General features: G+C 70.0%; 12 protein-coding genes. 7 read left to right on the plus strand and 5 right to left on the minus strand.

Going from position 1 to position 15,940, the window contains the following annotated elements:
- Positions 1–8 precede the first annotated feature (8 nt).
- On the plus strand, positions 9–2,513 hold the full coding sequence (locus tag AC1VNM_RS22705) for an alpha/beta hydrolase family protein (protein ID WP_483108394.1): 2,505 nt from the start codon (positions 9–11) through the stop codon (positions 2,511–2,513).
- 28 nt (positions 2,514–2,541) lie between these two features.
- Here AC1VNM_RS22705 and AC1VNM_RS22710 read toward each other — a convergent pair whose 3' ends face one another.
- On the minus strand, positions 2,542–3,378 hold the full coding sequence (locus tag AC1VNM_RS22710; protein WP_377158684.1) for a YecA/YgfB family protein: 837 nt from the start codon (positions 3,376–3,378) through the stop codon (positions 2,542–2,544).
- A gap of 411 nt (positions 3,379–3,789) precedes the next feature.
- Here AC1VNM_RS22710 and AC1VNM_RS22715 point away from each other — a divergent pair, with 411 nt between their 5' ends.
- Positions 3,790–4,266, plus strand: coding sequence for a GNAT family N-acetyltransferase (locus tag AC1VNM_RS22715; RefSeq protein WP_483108395.1), 477 nt, complete (start codon positions 3,790–3,792; stop codon positions 4,264–4,266).
- On the opposite strand, the gene AC1VNM_RS22720 is transcribed toward AC1VNM_RS22715, so the two are convergent.
- Entirely contained in the window at positions 4,263–4,772 is a 510-nt protein-coding gene (locus AC1VNM_RS22720) for a DinB family protein (protein WP_483108396.1), read from the minus strand. The two genes, AC1VNM_RS22715 and AC1VNM_RS22720, sit on opposite strands and share 4 nt — an antisense overlap.
- Before the next feature lie 209 nt (positions 4,773–4,981).
- On the opposite strand from AC1VNM_RS22720, the gene AC1VNM_RS22725 reads away from it, so the two are divergent.
- Entirely contained in the window at positions 4,982–5,551 is a 570-nt protein-coding gene (locus AC1VNM_RS22725) for a hypothetical protein (protein WP_377158680.1), read from the plus strand.
- Here AC1VNM_RS22725 and AC1VNM_RS22730 read toward each other — a convergent pair.
- On the minus strand, positions 5,532–6,440 hold the full coding sequence (locus AC1VNM_RS22730; RefSeq protein ID WP_483108397.1) for a LysR family transcriptional regulator: 909 nt from the start codon (positions 6,438–6,440) through the stop codon (positions 5,532–5,534). The two genes, AC1VNM_RS22725 and AC1VNM_RS22730, sit on opposite strands and share 20 nt — an antisense overlap.
- Positions 6,441–6,652: 212 nt before the next feature.
- Here AC1VNM_RS22730 and AC1VNM_RS22735 point away from each other — a divergent pair, with 212 nt between their 5' ends.
- The 3 genes from AC1VNM_RS22735 (at position 6,653) to AC1VNM_RS22745 (ending at position 12,629) form a co-directional block, all read left to right on the plus strand.
- Positions 6,653–8,185 (plus strand): CoA-acylating methylmalonate-semialdehyde dehydrogenase, encoded by a 1,533-nt coding sequence (locus tag AC1VNM_RS22735; protein WP_377158678.1) that lies wholly within the window; start codon positions 6,653–6,655, stop codon positions 8,183–8,185.
- 53 nt (positions 8,186–8,238) lie between these two features.
- The gene (locus tag AC1VNM_RS22740) at positions 8,239–9,915 is read left to right on the plus strand and encodes a diguanylate cyclase domain-containing protein (RefSeq protein WP_483108398.1); all 1,677 of its coding nucleotides are present in this window, start codon (positions 8,239–8,241) and stop codon (positions 9,913–9,915) included.
- 530 nt (positions 9,916–10,445) lie between these two features.
- On the plus strand, positions 10,446–12,629 hold the full coding sequence (locus AC1VNM_RS22745) for a TonB-dependent siderophore receptor (RefSeq protein WP_483108399.1): 2,184 nt from the start codon (positions 10,446–10,448) through the stop codon (positions 12,627–12,629).
- A 97-nt stretch (positions 12,630–12,726) separates the two neighbouring features.
- Here the strand turns inward: AC1VNM_RS22745 and AC1VNM_RS22750 are convergent, their stop codons facing one another.
- The gene (locus AC1VNM_RS22750) at positions 12,727–13,917 is read right to left on the minus strand and encodes a GGDEF domain-containing protein (protein ID WP_483108400.1); all 1,191 of its coding nucleotides are present in this window, start codon (positions 13,915–13,917) and stop codon (positions 12,727–12,729) included.
- Positions 13,917–15,071 carry a GGDEF domain-containing protein gene (locus AC1VNM_RS22755; RefSeq protein WP_483108401.1) on the minus strand — a complete coding sequence of 385 codons (1,155 nt, stop codon included), beginning with the start codon at positions 15,069–15,071 and terminating at the stop codon, positions 13,917–13,919. The genes AC1VNM_RS22750 and AC1VNM_RS22755 overlap by 1 nt, the downstream gene beginning before the upstream one ends.
- Before the next feature lie 44 nt (positions 15,072–15,115).
- Between AC1VNM_RS22755 and AC1VNM_RS22760 the strand changes: the two genes are divergently transcribed.
- Complete coding sequence (locus tag AC1VNM_RS22760) at positions 15,116–15,937, plus strand: SDR family oxidoreductase (RefSeq protein ID WP_483108402.1); 822 nt, start codon at positions 15,116–15,118, stop codon at positions 15,935–15,937.
- Positions 15,938–15,940: the final 3 nt, after the last annotated feature.

Here is a 15,940-nt window from a genome sequence, read left to right on the forward strand (position 1 = left end):
GCCGACACATGCCCACGCCTCGCGCCTCGTCGTTGATCCCGCTGACCCTGTCCCTGTCCGCCGCGTTCGGCGGTCTCTCCGCGATCGCGGCGCCGGCGGACGAGGCCGCGTCGACCTCGGCCCTGACCTCCGCCGCGACGCTGGCGCAGATCTATCAGCAGCCGTCCGAGGCGATCCGCGCGGTGCTCGACGCGAAGGCCTTGCCGGTCTTCCAGGTCTCGCCGGACCGGCGCACGCTGGCGATCGTCGTCAACCGCAAGTCGCGCGCGATCGCCGAGCTCGCGTGGCCGGTGCTGCGTCAGGCCGGCCTGCGCTACGACCCGGCGACCGACAGCCCGCAGCTGATCACCACGATCGAATCGCTGTCGCTGCGCCCGCTCCAGAACGGCGCGGACGGCGTCGCGCGTCCCGTCGTGCTGCCCGCGGGCGGCGCCTTCCATCACCTGCGTTTCTCGCCGGACGGCAAGCGCTTCCTGCTGAACCGGCGCACCGACACGGCCGTCGAGCTGTGGGTCGGCGACATCGCGACCGGCAAGCTCAAGGCCGTGCCCAAGCTCAAGCTGCACACGATGCTCGAGAACGACGTCGTGTGGCTCAATGATCATGAGCTCGTCACGCTGACGGTGCCGGCCAGGCGCGGTCCGGCGCCGACCTTCGCCGCGCCGTCGGGTCCGGCTATCCAGGAATCCATCGCACGCAACTCGCCGGAGCGCACCCAGCAGGACCTGCTGACCAATGCGCAGGAGGCGACCGTCTTCGCGCATCACGCGACCTCGCAGCTGGCGCGCATCGACCTGAACACCGGCGCGGTGCGTCCGGTCGGCGAGCCGGGCCTCTTCAGTCACCTCGAGGCGCTGGGCACGCCGGGTCAGGTCTTGACGATGCGGCTGCTGCCCCCGTTCAGCTACCAGGTCGGCTGGGATGACTTCGCCGCGCAGGCCGAGGTCCGCGGCATCGACGGCAAGGTCGCGGCGATCGGCAAGGTGAAGCTGAAGGAAGGCGTGCCGGTCGAAGGCGTGATCACCGGCCCGCGCCACTTCTTCGCATCGCCCGGCGCGGACGGCGCGGTCTATTGGGTCGAGGCGCTGGACGGCGGCGACAACCGCGCGCAGGTGCCCCATCGCGACCGGTTGATGCGCCTGGATGCGCCCTACACCGGCGAGGCGCGCGAGGTGCATCGCGTCCCGCAGCGGCTGTCGCGGCTTGAGTTCCTCGAAGGCGGCAAGCAAGCGCTGGTGCAGGACTTCGACCTGACGAAGATGCGCACGTCGACGGAGCTCGTCACGACGGACGGCACGTCGCCGGCGCAACGCCTGGTCGAGCGCTCGGTGCGCGACCGCTATCGCGATCCGGGCACGCCGGTGCATCGGATGCAGCCGACGGGTCGCGCGGTGGTGCGCCTGGACGGCGATGCGATCTGGTACTTCGGCACGGGTGCGAGCCCCGAAGGCGACAAGCCCTTCATCGACCGGCTCGTGCTCGCGGACAACAAGAGGACGCGCGTGTTCCAGTCCGGCGCCGAGGCCAACGGTGGCGACAGCGCGCACTACGAGCGCCCGCTGGCCGTGCTCGACACCGAAGGCGCCCGCGTCCTGACCGTACGCGAGAGCGTCAGCGAGCCCGGCAACGTGATGCTGCGCGGCGGCGCTGCGCTCGCGACGGCGCAGGCGCTGACGGAGGTGAAGGACCCGTCGCCGCAGCTGCGCGACATCCAGCGCGAGTTCGTCCGCTTCAAGCGCGCGGATGGCGTCGAGCTGTCGTTCTGGCTCTACAAGCCGCCGGGCTACCAGGCCGGCGAGCGTCGCCCGACGTTTGTCTGGGCCTATCCGCTGGAGTACACGGACGCGTCGACGGCGGGTCAGGTGAGCGGCTCCGGCAACCGCTTCAACAGCTTCGCAGCCACCAGCCCGCTGATGCTGCTGCTGGACGGTTACGTGGTCCTGATGGACGCGACGATGCCGGTGGTCGGTGACCCGAAGACGGTCAACGACAGCTTCATCGCGCAGATCACGGCCAACGCGCAGGCGGTCATCGACAAGGCGGTGGAGCTGGGTGTCAGCGACCGCGAGCACATGGTCGTGGGCGGACACAGCTACGGCGCGTTCATGACGGCCAACCTGCTGGCGCACACCCACCTGTTCAAGGCCGGCATCGCGCGCAGCGGCGCGTACAACCGCAGCCTGACGCCGTTCGGCTTCCAGAGCGAGCGCCGCACCTACTGGGAGGCGCAGGACGTCTACCAGAAGCTCTCGCCGTTCAACTACGCCGACAAGCTGAAGGAGCCGCTGCTGCTGATCCACGGCGAGGCGGACAACAACTCCGGCACCTTCCCCATCCAGAGCGCGCGGCTGTACCAGGCCCTGGCGGGCACGGGCGGCACGGTGCGCTACGTCACGCTGCCGTTCGAGTCGCACGGCTATTCGGCGCGCGAATCGGTGGGACACACGCTCTGGGAGATGAGCGAGTGGATGAAACGCCAGGTCGGACCCGGCGCGGCGATTCCTCAGCGCTGAGCGCTGAAGTCGCGCTGCGCTGACGACCTCAGCGCAGGCGACGGGGCGGCGGTCCGCCGCGGCGCGGGCCGCCCGGACCGCCGGGCCCCCCGCGATGGCCGCCTGGCCGTTGCGGTTTGGGGGCGGGCTGCGGCCGGGAGACGTCGGCCAGCAGCAGACTGGCTCGCACCAGGCTCTCGACCGCGTCGTCGAGCTCTTCCGGCGGCTCCAGGCTCTCGATCTCCTCGAGCAGCGCATCGGCGTCCTCGAGGTCCTCGGGATCCAGATGCATGTAGAGCTGGGCGAGCGGTTCGGTGAGTTCGGTCTCGTCCAGGTTCATCAATGCCGGGAACAGATCGGCCGCGAGCGCGAAGCCCGCGACCCAGGGCAGCACCGTCTCCGAGGCGGAGGCGTCCTCGTCGAGTTCAAACACCCACGGATCGAACCACTGGCGATCGGCGATGGCCTGCTTGAGGTCGTGCTCGCGGCGCTGGACGAGTTGCAGCAGCGGCCGCGCGTCGTAGCGGGCGGGGGCGGGCCGGCCCTCCTCGGAGTCGAGCACCCAGCGCCACCAGTCGGACAGCGGGACCGGTTTGGGTTGCAGGATCACGGCGACGAGGAAGCCGTCGAGCATCGACACGTCGAGCGGTTCCAGCGGCGCGGGCACCTCGTCGAGCAGCGCTTGCAGCTCCTCGAGATCGGCATCGCTCCAGGCCTCGGGCGGCGCGCCAGGCGCTGCGGCGGGCGGAGCGGACGGGCCCGGGCCGGCGAATCCCTGTTGCGGCCGCGGACCCCGCGCTGGCGTGCCAGCCTTGGCGGGGCTCCCGGAAGTCTTGGGAGCGGGCCGGCGAGGCGCGGACTTGTTGGGGTGCTTGGGCGCGGTCATGGGGGCGATTATCCGGGTGGGCCCGTCACGGCAGGTCTGTCACGTGGCTTCTGTTCGCCACCGCACGAAAGTCATGGTGCGAACAAGGCGGTAGCGTGCAGTTTTCCGTAATGCGGAGTCGCTCTTACACCTGCTGACCATTTTTCGCATGTATCCCACCTTGAGGGGATGCCGCATGCTCAGGGTTCGCCCTAGAGTGCATCTACGCCCTCCAACGGCGCGGCCCGCAAGGCCCCGATGGACGGCACCGATCCCAACGACGTCCTTTCTAGGACTTGCAACGCCCGGTCAGCTCTGCTGGTCGGGCGTCCTTTTTTGTGGATCGCGAGCCTGGGGAGGCGGCTCGGACTGTTCTTCCGCGATGACCGGATGACCGGATGACCGCTGAGGACGCGCGGAGAATCCGTCGCCATGATCCACGCTCCTGGCTCCCTGCCAATCGTTCAGTTCCAGCGCGCTGAGTCCACGGACGCCGATGCTCTGGTGGCCCTGCGCATCGCCGCCATGCGCGAAAGCCTCGAGCGCATCGGGCGCTTCGATCCCCAGCGCGCCCGCGAGCGCTTCCTGTCGAGCTTCGATCCGACGCGCACGCGGCACATCGTCGTCGACGGACATCGCGTCGGCTTCGTCGTCACGACGCCGCAGGCGGAATGGCTGTCGCTCGATCACCTCTACATCGATCCGTCGAGCCAAGGTCGCGGCATCGGCGCTGCGGTGCTGGCGGACGTCTTCGATGAATCGCGGCGGCTCGGCCTGCCGGTGCGGGTCGGGGCACTGAAGCAGAGCGACTCGAATCGCTTCTACCAGCGGCACGGATTCGAGCTCGTCGACGAAGGCGAGTTCGATTGCTACTACCTCCGCCCGCTGGACCGGGACATCGCGGCTTAGCCGTGCTCGCGCCGCTCCGGCTCTTCCCGGTGCAGCGTCACGGCCAAGGTGTCCCGCGGCGGCGACAACGAGATCTGTTTCAGGAGGCGCCCGACCTCGCCACGATGAAACCCGTCATGGGTCACGACGTGGAACAGCATTTCCTCGCGCGTCATCGCGCCACGATCGCCGTCGGTGAAGGTGAATGCGATGCGCTCGGCCAGTTGCTCCGGCGTGACCGACGCGACGTAGTCCAGGAACCATCGATCCGACGCCGCGTGCGCCGCACGCAGCGCCTCCGGCGTCGGCGTCTCGACGGTGTTGCTGGCCGTGTACCCGTGCGGCCGGCCCGTCAGGTGCCCCGTGAAGATCTGGTTGACCACGTAGCAGTGATTCAGGATCCGCAGGGCCGTCTGGCGCTCTTCGGGGTGCTGCCCGGCGTCGGGCGTCTCGAGGACCTGAAGGAACCCGTCATGGGCCCAGGCCTGGTGGCGGAACAGCTTCGACAGGATGGAGACGGTGCTCATGGTCGGTCACTCCTTGGCGGTCGGCCTGCGACGGGCGTCGGCTGGTCGTCATCTTGGCAGTGACGGGCTCGCCAACCAAACGTCAGCCTCCAGGAGGGGGCGATTAAAGCATCGACATCCCACGGTCGCCTTCACGTCCATGGGCGCCCGACACACGACTCGGTCGCCGCCGTGATCCCTCCGGCTCACGGATCTCATTGGGAACCGACATGGACACGACACTCGACGACGCGGCCGTCGCCGCGCCGGCCGCCACCTCCGGCATCTCCGCGACCTTCCGCGATGCCCGGCATCTGATGGAGGACGTCGCCGCCCGTTGGCGCGACAGCCTCGCGCGGACGGAGACGGACCTCGCCGCGCTGCTGCACCTGAACGAGCGCGCGGAAGCCGAGCGCGACGAGCTGCAGGCGCATCTGGACCGGGCCGCCGCCGACCGGGACGAAGCGCTCTCCCGCGTCGCCGAACGCGACGCCAGCATCGAGCGCCTCACCATCGAGTTGCGCCACGCGCGCGACATCGCCTCGGACGCGCTCGTCGGCAAGGCCAAGGACCAGCTCGCCATCGCGGGCAAGGACGGGCAACTCGCCGACCTCCGCCAGCAGCTGGAGCGCCAGGTCGCGACCTCCGCCGCGGAATCCGACAAGCGCCTCGCCGCCGAGATGGAGCTCGTCGGCGCCACCACCGCCCGTGACAACTTCGCCGCCGAGATCGCCGACCTCCGCGCGCGGCTGGATGCCCTTTCGGGGATCGGGGCCGCGGTCAATACCCCTCGCTCATGACGCCCTTGAGGTGGTCGATCAGCAATCGCACCCCCTGCGGGGTGTGGCTGCTCCACGGGTGGATCGCGTAGATCGCATCACCGAAGAAGCCGACCGCGCGCCAGTCGGGCAGGACCTCGACCAGCCGACCCTCCCGCATCGCATCGCGCGCGCTGAAGTCGGGCAACAGCGCAATGCCCAGCCCCGACAGCGCGCCGTCCCGCAGCACCTCGCTGTTGCTGGCACGGAAGTGACCCTGGACCGGCACGCGGATGCGCTCGGGCTCTGCGTCGCCCGCGCTGCGTTCGAAGAACCACTGCGCGGGGCCCGACCGCAGATACGGCAGGCAGCGGTGCTGCGCCAGTTCCGCCGGATGCTGCGGCACGCCGGCCCGCTCCAGATAGGCCGGACTCGCCGTCAGCAGCGCCCGCGACGCGCACAGCTTGAACGCCACATGCGTCTCCGGCGGCGCGCTCGTGTGCCGGATCGCCAGGTCGAAGCCCTCCTGCGCCAGCGGCACCAGCCGGTCCAACAAGTCGAGCTCGATCCGCAACTCCGGATAGCGCTCGAAGAAGGCGGGCAACGCCGGGGCCACGTGTTGCCGTCCCAGTGCCACCGGCGCCGTGACGCGCAGCAATCCTCGTGGCGCGCCGGCCGCCTCGCGCGCTTCGCTCAGGCTGCGGTTCAGCAGGACGAGGCCCGGCTCCGCCTGCTCGACGAGCCGCAACCCCGCCTCGCTCAGGCGCACCGAGCGCGTCGTGCGCTGCACCAGCTGCTGGTCGAGGTGGCGTTCCAGCTCCGCCACCCGCTGACTGATCGCCGCCTTCGACAGCCCCAGCCGCTGCGCTGCCTTGGTGAAGCTGCCGAGCCGCGCCACCGCGATCAGCGCCTGCAGCTGCGACCACAGCAATTCATCGCGCGCGTCCCCCCGTATGGACGAAGGACCAACACCCTTCGAGGGCGGGCTTGAGGGGGCGGGCACAGCAGGAGCGGGGGAGCGGGGGGAGGGACGGGTGGCCATGATTGTTCAGTCTATCGAACAATGTGATTGGTGATCTGGGCTAGGCAGGGGAGGGCCCGGTGCCTAGACTCATCCCAACCCCCAAGAAGCAGGAGACCGCCGTGACCTCGTCCGCCCATGCCCCCGCCGCCTTCACCGACAGCGCCGACATCACCCACTTCATCGCTGGTGAGCGAGTCCCGGCGACATCGGGTCGCAGCCAAGCGGTTTTCAATCCCGCCACGGGCCAGGTCGCCCGCCAGCTCCAGCTCGGCAACGTCGAGGACGTGAACACCGCCGTCGCTGCCGCGCAGGCCGCCTTCCCCGCCTGGGCGGATGCGCCGCCGCTGCGCCGCGCGCGCGTGATGTTCAAGTTCCTCGAGCTGCTGAACCAGCATCGCGACCGCCTCGCCGCGATGATCACCGCCGAGCACGGCAAGGTCTTCACCGACGCGCAGGGCGAGGTGAGCCGCGGCATCGACGTCGTCGAGTTCGCCTGCGGCGTGCCGCAACTGCTCAAGGGCGACTACACCGAGCAGGTCTCCACCGGCATCGACAACTGGACCACGCGCCAGGCGCTGGGCGTGGTCGCCGGCATCACGCCGTTCAACTTCCCCTTCATGGTCCCGATGTGGATGGCCCCGCTGGCCATCGCCACCGGCAACGCCTTCATCCTCAAGCCCAGCGAGCGCGATCCGTCGCCGAGCCTCGCCGTTGCCGAACTCTTCAAGCAGGCCGGTCTGCCCGACGGCATCTTCCAGGTCGTGCAGGGCGACAAGCAGGTCGTCGATGCGCTGCTGCATCACCCCGACGTGCGGGCGCTGAGCTTCGTCGGCTCCACGCCGATCGCGCAGTACATCTACGAGACCGGCGCCCGCAACGGCAAGCGCGTGCAGGCGCTCGGCGGCGCGAAGAACCACATGGTCGTCATGCCCGATGCCGACATCGACCAGGCCGTCGATGCGCTGATCGGCGCCGCCTACGGCTCGGCCGGCGAGCGCTGCATGGCGATCTCGGTGGCCGTGCTGGTCGGCGACGTCGCCGACCGCATCGTGCCGCTGCTCGCCGAGCGCGCGAAGGCGCTCAAGATCAAGAACGGCATGGCGCTCGACGCCGAGATGGGGCCGATCGTCACGCGCGAAGCGCGCGACCGCATCGAGGGCTACATCGCCCATGGCGTCGAGGAAGGCGCCACGCTGGTCGTCGATGGCCGCGGCCACCGCGTCGACGGCCTGCCCGACGGCTTCTTCACCGGCGGCACGCTGTTCGACCACGTCCAGCCGTCGATGCGCATCTACAAGGAAGAGATCTTCGGCCCCGTGCTGGCTTGCGTGCGGGTCAAGGATTTCGGCGCGGCGCTGGACCTCGTCAACGCGCACGAGTTCGGCAACGGCGTCGCGTGCTTCACCAGCGACGGCAACGTCGCGCGCGAGTTCGCGCGCCGCGTGCAGGTCGGCATGGTCGGCATCAATGTGCCGATCCCGGTGCCGATGGCCTGGCACGGTTTCGGCGGCTGGAAGAAGAGCCTCTTCGGCGACATGCACGCCTACGGCGAAGAGGGCGTCCGCTTCTACACGAAGCAGAAGAGCGTCATGCAGCGCTGGCCCGCCAGCATCGCCAAGGGTGCCGAGTTCGTGATGCCCACGAGCAAGTAGGCCCCGCAGGGCCAGCAGCCGTCGCATGCCGCCTGATCGGCTAACCTTGCCGGATGTTTCCGCATGGTGCTTCCTCTTCCGTCCCGGTTCCGGCGCCCGCCTTCGACGGCGTTCCGCTGAGCGAGCTGCTCGAGCGCGCGCGGCTCGCGCAGCAGCAGGCGCGGCTTGACGACGGCGTTGCGCTGGCCGATGCGATCTGGGATCGCGCCGAAGCCGAAGGCTTCATCAACGAGCAGGCCGAGGCCGGCAAGCTGCGCAGCTTCTTCCGGCTGCGCATGGGCGATCTGCCCGGCATGCTCGATGTCGGCGAGCGTGCGCTGCGCCTGATGCGTCCGCTGGGCGCGAGCCCCGCGATGTGCGAGCTGCTGCGCTGGATGAGCCTCGCCGCCTGCGAGCTCGGCGCGTACGAACAAGGGCTGGCCTGCGCGCATGAGGCGCTCAAGCTCGCCGGCGAGCTCGGCGACATGCGGCTGCATGCGGTCGCGCTGAACGGCCTCGGCGCCTGCTTCGAGCGCATGGGCGATCCCTGGCAGGCCGAGCGCCTGATGAGCGAGGCCGCGGGCCTGCTCCGCAGCAATGCCACGCCGTTCGAGCAGGTCGTCACGCTGACCAACCTGTGCACGGTCGCGCTCGGCGCCTACCACCTGCAACGCGACGGCGCCGCGCCGGCGCAGGCGACGCGCACGCTCGAACGCGCGCTGGAACTCGCCCGCGAGGCGCGTCCCCATTCGCTGCAGCTCGGCGACCGCTACGGCATCGCATTGACCGCGTCCAACTTCGCCGAGGTGCTGCTGCTGATGGGGCGCCTCGACGAGGCCGAGCCGATGCTGATCGAGGCCCGCGACGAATGCGAGCGCGCCGGCTTCCGGCTGCTGGACTGGCGCCTGCGCTGCATGCTCGCCGAGCTGCAGCTCGCGCGCGGACAGGCCCGCATGGCCTGGCAGCAACTGCAGGTGCTGTGCGCGGAGACCGAGCACGTCGCGACCGCCGATGCACCGGCAGCGGCGACGAGTCCCGCGCTTCACGACGTGCCGCTGTTCCTGCGCGTGCGGCTGCACCAGGCCAGCTATCGGGCCGCGAAGGCGCTCGCGCTGCTCGGGCCGTCGCTGTTCCACCTCGAACAGGCGCGCACGCTGGAGCGTCGGCGCGCGGTCTCGCAGCTGATGGCGCAATCGCAGTACTTCGTCTCGCGCATGGAGGCGGAATTCGCCACCGACCCGGCGAGTGTCGCCGCGCGCGATGCCGCCGAGTTCAAGGATCCCTTGACCGGCCTGGGCAACCGGCGCTGCCTGGAAACCCGCCTGCCGCCGCTGCTGCGCACGGCGGAGCAGGAGGCGCGTCCGCTGACCGTCGCCCTGATCGACGCCGACGGCTTGCGCAACATCAACGAACGCCACGGCCACGAGATCGGCGACCGTGTGCTGCAGGAGCTCGCCGAACTCCTGCGCGAGAACACGCGCGGCTCCGACCTGCTGCTGCGATGGAGCGGCGAGGAGTTCCTCGTCGTGTTCCCCGACACCATCGCGGACCGCGGCTTCGAGGTCTGCGAGCGCATCCGCGCCAGCGTCTCCGTGCACCCGTGGCATGAGCTCGCACCGGGCCTGGACGTGACGCTCAGCATGGGCCTGGCGAGCGCGCCGCCCTACGCGACCGACCTGCTCATCGCGCGCGCCAACGCCGCTGTCGAACGCGCCAAGCACCTGGGCCGCAACCGTGTCGCCCTGGCCTGAGCACGGCCGTCGACGAACACACCTGCCGCCACGAACGCCACAAACGCTCGAACGCTCGAACGCTCGAACGCTCGAACGCTCGAACGCTCGAACGCTCGAACGTCACTGGGGCCGGAATGGGGCTTGGGGGTCCTGGAGGGATCCCCCATGCCCCGTGGAGAGCCCGCGCTTGGCGACTCGAATGAGGCCCAGCCTGAAGCCCGCACACGGTGACAGGTCTTGCCCGACTGCTGGCCGAATCTGTTTCTACAATGAGAACAGTTCTCATCTGTCGGGTAAATCCCCGCCGATGAACCTCCCGCCAGCCTGATCTTCTGCTCCCCGCGCCTGGCAACGTCCGTTGCACACGCCGCGCGACGCTGGAGCCGATCCCGCAAGCCTCCGTCATTCACCTCCCTCCCGGGGCCGGTGCGCTTGCGCGCGCCGGTATGCGGGCTCACGCCTGCTTGCTGCTGCTCCTTCCCATGTCACGCTCCTCTCGAACCCCCGTTGCGGCTGCGGTCGCATTGCTCTTGTCCGCCGGTGCCGCCATGGCCCAGTCGATGCCGGCGTCCGGCCGCGATGCCGATGTCCCGCATGTCGACGCTGATGCCGCCCAAGCTGCGGCTGAACCTGCCGCCGAAGCTGCCAATGAATCCACCGGCGAGGGCGCGACCCGCGCCGATCGCCGCCGTGCGCTGGACCGCGTCACCATCAGCGCCGCGCGCAAGAAGCTCGAGGGAGCGAGCACGCGCCTGCCGCTGACCGCGCGCGAGACGCCGCAGTCGATGAGCAGCCTCGACGCGAGCCGCCTGGAGAACGAGACGCTGATCAGCATCAACGACGTGATGCAGAACATCACCGGCGTGAACGTGTCCTTCTACGACACGCAGCGTCCGCTGTACTTCGCGCGGGGCTTCCAGATCACCGACTTCCAGATCGACGGCGTGCCCACCTACAGCGGCGGCACGCAGCAGGAGTACGACACCGTCTTCTACTCCCGCATCGACGTCGTGCGCGGCGCCAACGGCCTGACCACCGGCGCCGGCATTCCGTCCGCGACGGTCAACATGATCCGCAAGCGGCCGGAGAAGGCGTTCTCGGCCTACGGCGGGCTGGTGATGGGCTCCGAGGATTTCCATCGTGTCGAGGCCGACCTCAACACGCCGATCACCCGCGACGGCCGCGTGCGGGCACGCCTGATCGCCTCGGCGCAGGAGAAGGACGGCTACCGCGATCGGCACAGCGAGACCAAGACCGCCTTCATGGCCACCGTCGAAGCCGACCTGACGGACAGCACGACGCTGACCCTCGGCTACCAGGACCAGAACAACGTGCCCAAGGGCCCGATCTGGGGCACGATCCCGCGCTTCGCGTCGGACGGCTCGCTCGCCGACCTGCCACGCGAGACCAGCTTCTCGCCGCCGTGGACGCGCTGGTCGCGCCACAACGGCACGAGCTACGCGCAGCTCGAGCAGAAGCTCGGCGGCGACTGGACGCTGAAGGCCATCGCCAACCACAGCGAAGGCAACACCTTCAGCCTGCGCACCTATGCCAGCGGCTATCCGGACCCGAAGACCGGCGCGGGGCTGAAGCTGCTCGCCGCCGTCGGCAAGAGCTGGGAGAAGCGCGACAGCCTGGATCTCTACGCCTCGGGCACGTTGACGCTGTTCGGCCGCCAGCACGACCTGGTGATCGGTGCCAACGGCGTGAAGACGACGACGACCACGCCGACGCTGACCTCGGTCGCCTCGTGGAGCTACAACATCCCCGACATCCACAACTGGGACGGCAACGCGCCCGCGCCGACCTTCAGCGCCACCGGCGCGAAGCGCGTCGCCGAGACCGAACAGAGCGGCGTCTTCGCGATGGGCCGATGGAAGATCCTGGAGCCGCTGTCGGTGATCACCGGCGCGCGGCTGAGTTACTGGAAGACCGGCACCGACGCCTTCAACGCGGCCGGCAACTTCACGGCCCGGACCGGCGCCTACAAGGTGACCGACGAGGTGTCGCCGTACTTCGGCGTCGTCTACGACATCAACGACGCGGTCTCGCTGTACGCGAGCTACACCGACCTGTTCAAGCCGCAGAACTACAAGGACAAGAACGACAACCTGCTCGCGCCGATCCGCGGCAGCAACACCGAGTTCGGCATCAAGGGCGAGTTCCTCGACAAGCGCCTGGCGGTGTCGGCCGCGGTGTTCGAGGCCAAGCAGGACCACTACGCGGTGCGCGACTCGTCGGTGCCGGAGGGCACGCTGCCCGACGGCGGCTCCGCCTACATCGGCGTCAACGGGACGAAGACCAAGGGCTTCGAGCTCGACGTTGCCGGCCAGCTCGCGCCGGGCTGGACCTTGAACGCGGGTTACGCCAACACGCGCATCACGCGCAACGCGCTGGACCTGATCTACGCGAACCTGCCGCGTCACACGGTGCAGATCAGCACCAGCTACCGCCTGCGCGGCGCGTGGGAGCGGCTCACCGTCGGCGCCGGCGTGAACGCGCAGAGCACGGTGGCGGGCTACGGCATCCCGCATCCCACGTTGGGCACGGTGACCGTCACGCAGGGCAGCTACGTGCTGCTGAACCTGCATGCCAACTACCAGTTGAACGACCACTTCAGCCTCGGCCTGTCGGTCCGCAACGCGCTGGACAAGACCTACTGGGCCAACCTCGACTATCCCAACTACGGGGATCCGCGCAGCGTGATGCTGAGCGTGCGCGGCCGGTTCTGACGGGGGCTGCACCTGAGCGCTTCACACTGGCACTTCGCTGAAGGGGGCCGAGAGAGGATCCCTGAAGCGGACCCCTGAAGCGGATCGCCGGAGCAGATCAGCGCTCCGGCCTCTGTGCCAGTTCGAGTTCCACCGCCTGCACCACGTTGCGCCCCTGCGCCTTCGCGCGGTAGAGCGCTTGATCGGCGCGTCGCAGCACGTCGGCGGCGGTGGCGTCTCCAGTCATGGACTCGGCGATGCCGAAGCTGGCCGTCAGCGGCCAGCCTTGTCCTTCCCAGGCGAACGGGTGTTCCGCGAGCAGCGTCCGCATCCGCTCCGCCACCAGGGCGGCGCCGGCGATGCCGGTGTGGGGCAGCAGCACGCAGAACTCCTCGCCGCCCAGGCGCGCGAAGCGGTCCACCTCGCGCAGGCACGGCTTCAGCAGCGTCACCAGCGACCTCAGCGCCGCATCGCCGGCCGCGTGGCCGAGCGTGTCGTTCAGCTGCTTGAAGCGGTCCATGTCCAGCAGCACCAGCGCGTAGCCGTGCCCGCGCATCTGGCGCGAATGCTCGAGGTCCACGGCCTCGGACAGCGCACGCCGGTTCAGCGCGTCGGTCAGCGGGTCGCGCTCGGTCAGGCGGCGGATCTCCAGCACCAGCTTCATCAGCAGCAGGAACGCGATCCAGCCGTTGATCAACAGCGCCAGCACCAACGAGGCCCACAACCACGCGATGTTGAAGGCGCTGGCGACGTCGATGTCCCCGGTGCGGCCCGGCGCGAGCGAGGCTTCCACCGGCCGCGAGAGCAGCAGCAACCCGACGACCACCAGCGGCGAGGCGAGCACCAGCGCCGCCCGTGCATTCAGCCCGCGTGCGCGCATCAGCCGCCAGGCGTCGAAGGCCGACAGCAGCGCAAGCGCACTCATGGCACCAAAGAGCACCAGCGTGTGCGGCAGCGTCCCCGGTCCGCCCGTGAACCGCGCCGTGCCGAGTCCGACAGCCACGATCAGCAGCGCGGTCGAACGCCATGGCGCGGGCCGCTCGCCGACCAGCGGCACCGTCACGCGGACCAGGCCGAAGGCCGCCAGCGACAGGAAGTCCGACCACCCGTCGTTCATGCGCGGTGCGAGACCCAGCGCCTCATGCAGCAGGAACGAGCCCGCCAGCGCCGCGTTCGCGCCGGCCACGCTGGCGCATGCCCAGGGCGACTCGCGCAGACCGACGGCGAGCATGAGCCAGACCACCGCTGCGACGCCGAACAGCGCCACCAGTGCGGCGATCAGCGTGACGGGATCGGCGACGGGCAGCATCAGGCGAGTTCCGGCTCGCCGGCGGCGCGCAGCACGCGATTGCGTCCGCGCGCCTTCGCCGCGTACATCGCCGCGTCGGCCCGCGACAGCGCGCCGTGGCCGTTGGCGTCGCCCGGATGCATGGTTGCGACGCCGAAGCTCGCGCTGATCGGCCAGAGCTTGTCGCCCCACGCCAGCGGCTGCTTCTGCAGCAATTCGCGCAGGCGCTCGGCGACCAGCATCGCGCCGTCCAGGTCGGAGTCCGGCAGCAACACGGCGAACTCCTCGCCGCCCAGACGCCCGAAACAGTCGGTGTCGCGCAGCGTCGCCCCGAGCACGCCCGCCAGGTGCTGCAGCGCGGCGTCGCCGCCGGCGTGACCGAGCTCGTCGTTGATGCGCTTGAAGTGGTCGACGTCCAGCACCAGCACGGCATGGCGGCGGCCGCGCTCGGCCTGCGCCTGCAGGCGGGCGAGGTGCTCTTCCAGCGCGCGGCGGTTGAGCAGGCCGGTCAACGCATCGCGGCGGGTCAGATGGCGCACCCGCGCGATCAGGCGCTGGATGACGAGCGCGACCAGGCCGGTGGCGATCGACAGATCCACCACCAGGCGCAACAGCGCGAGTGGCGCATTGGCGCCCAGGCCCGCGGGACTCAGTCCCGCCGGGAGCCAGCCGAGCAGTCCGCCTGCGCGCCAGAAGCAGCCGGCGGCCAGCACGCCGTACGGCAGCACGACGACGCTGGTGAGTCCGATCCGGAAGCCCGCGCCGATGGCGACGTCCCATGCGGCCATCAGCGCCAGCACCCCGCCGACGAGGTTGGAGATGGCGCGCGCGGTCGCCAGGTCCGGATCGCCGGCCGTGAAGGCGGTGGCGACGAGCCCGAGGCCGACGATGGCGACGATGTCCCAGGCGCCGTCGCGGACCCGTGTCAGCGCGCGCACGCCGGCGGTGAGCAGGCCCGCGGAGACCAGGTCCAGCGGCAGCGCGACCAGCCGCTCCATCGAGTCCGGGAGCGTCGGCCACCAGGCCAGTGCGAGCAGGCCGTGATACGCCGAGATCCGCCGTGAGGCCCGCGGCGCGATGCGCAGCGCCTCGCCCAGCGCGAGCCAGACGACACACGCGACGGCGTCGATCACGGCGATCACCATCAGCAGCGTGGCGGCGTCGAGCGGCGGCATGCGGATCATCATCGCAAAGCGATGCCGCGCGCACAATCGCGCGCATGACGAATGATGTCCCTGACTCCGAGGGGGCCGGCGGGCCCGCCGCGACGACCGATGAGGCCGATCGCCCGATCACGCTGATCACCGGCGCCGGCCGCGGCATCGGCGCGGCGACCGCGCTGCTGCTGGCGGCGCGTGGCCACGACCTCGCACTCAACTATCGGCAGGACGTCGATGCCGTCGAAGACACGGCGCGGCGTGTGCAGGCGCTGGGACGGCGGGTGGTGACGATCCGCGCCGACGTTGCCGATCCGGAGCAGGTGTCGACGATGTTCGCGCAGGTCGATGCGCGGCTCGGCCGGCTCACCGGGCTGGTGAACAACGCCGGCATGGTGGGACGCATGGCCTCGTTGGCCGACCTGACCCCCGACCGCATCCGGCGTGTCTTCGAGGTCAATGTCTTCGGGCTCATCTACTGCACGCAGCAGGCCGCCGTGCGGATGAGCACCGCGCACGGCGGACGCGGCGGCGCGATCGTCAACCTGTCGTCGCGCGCGGCGCAGCGCGGATCGGCGAATCTCTATTCGGATTACGCCGCCAGCAAGGGCGCGGTGGACACGCTGACCTTGAGCCTCGGGCATGAGCTGATCGGACAGGGCATCCGGGTCAACGGTGTACGCCCCGGCGTCATCGAGACCGACATCCATGCCGACAGCCTTCCGGCGGAAACGCTGCAGGCCCGGCTGGCGGAGGCGGCCAAGGGCATTCCGATCGGCCGGCTCGGCCGCGCGGAGGAGATCGCCGAAGTCATCGTCTGGTTGATGTCCGACGCGGCCAGCTACACCGTCGGTGCCACGCTGGACGTGGCCGGCGGGCGCTGAGTC

The sequence above is a fragment of the Mitsuaria sp. MSU3D genome, from assembly GCF_056867975.1.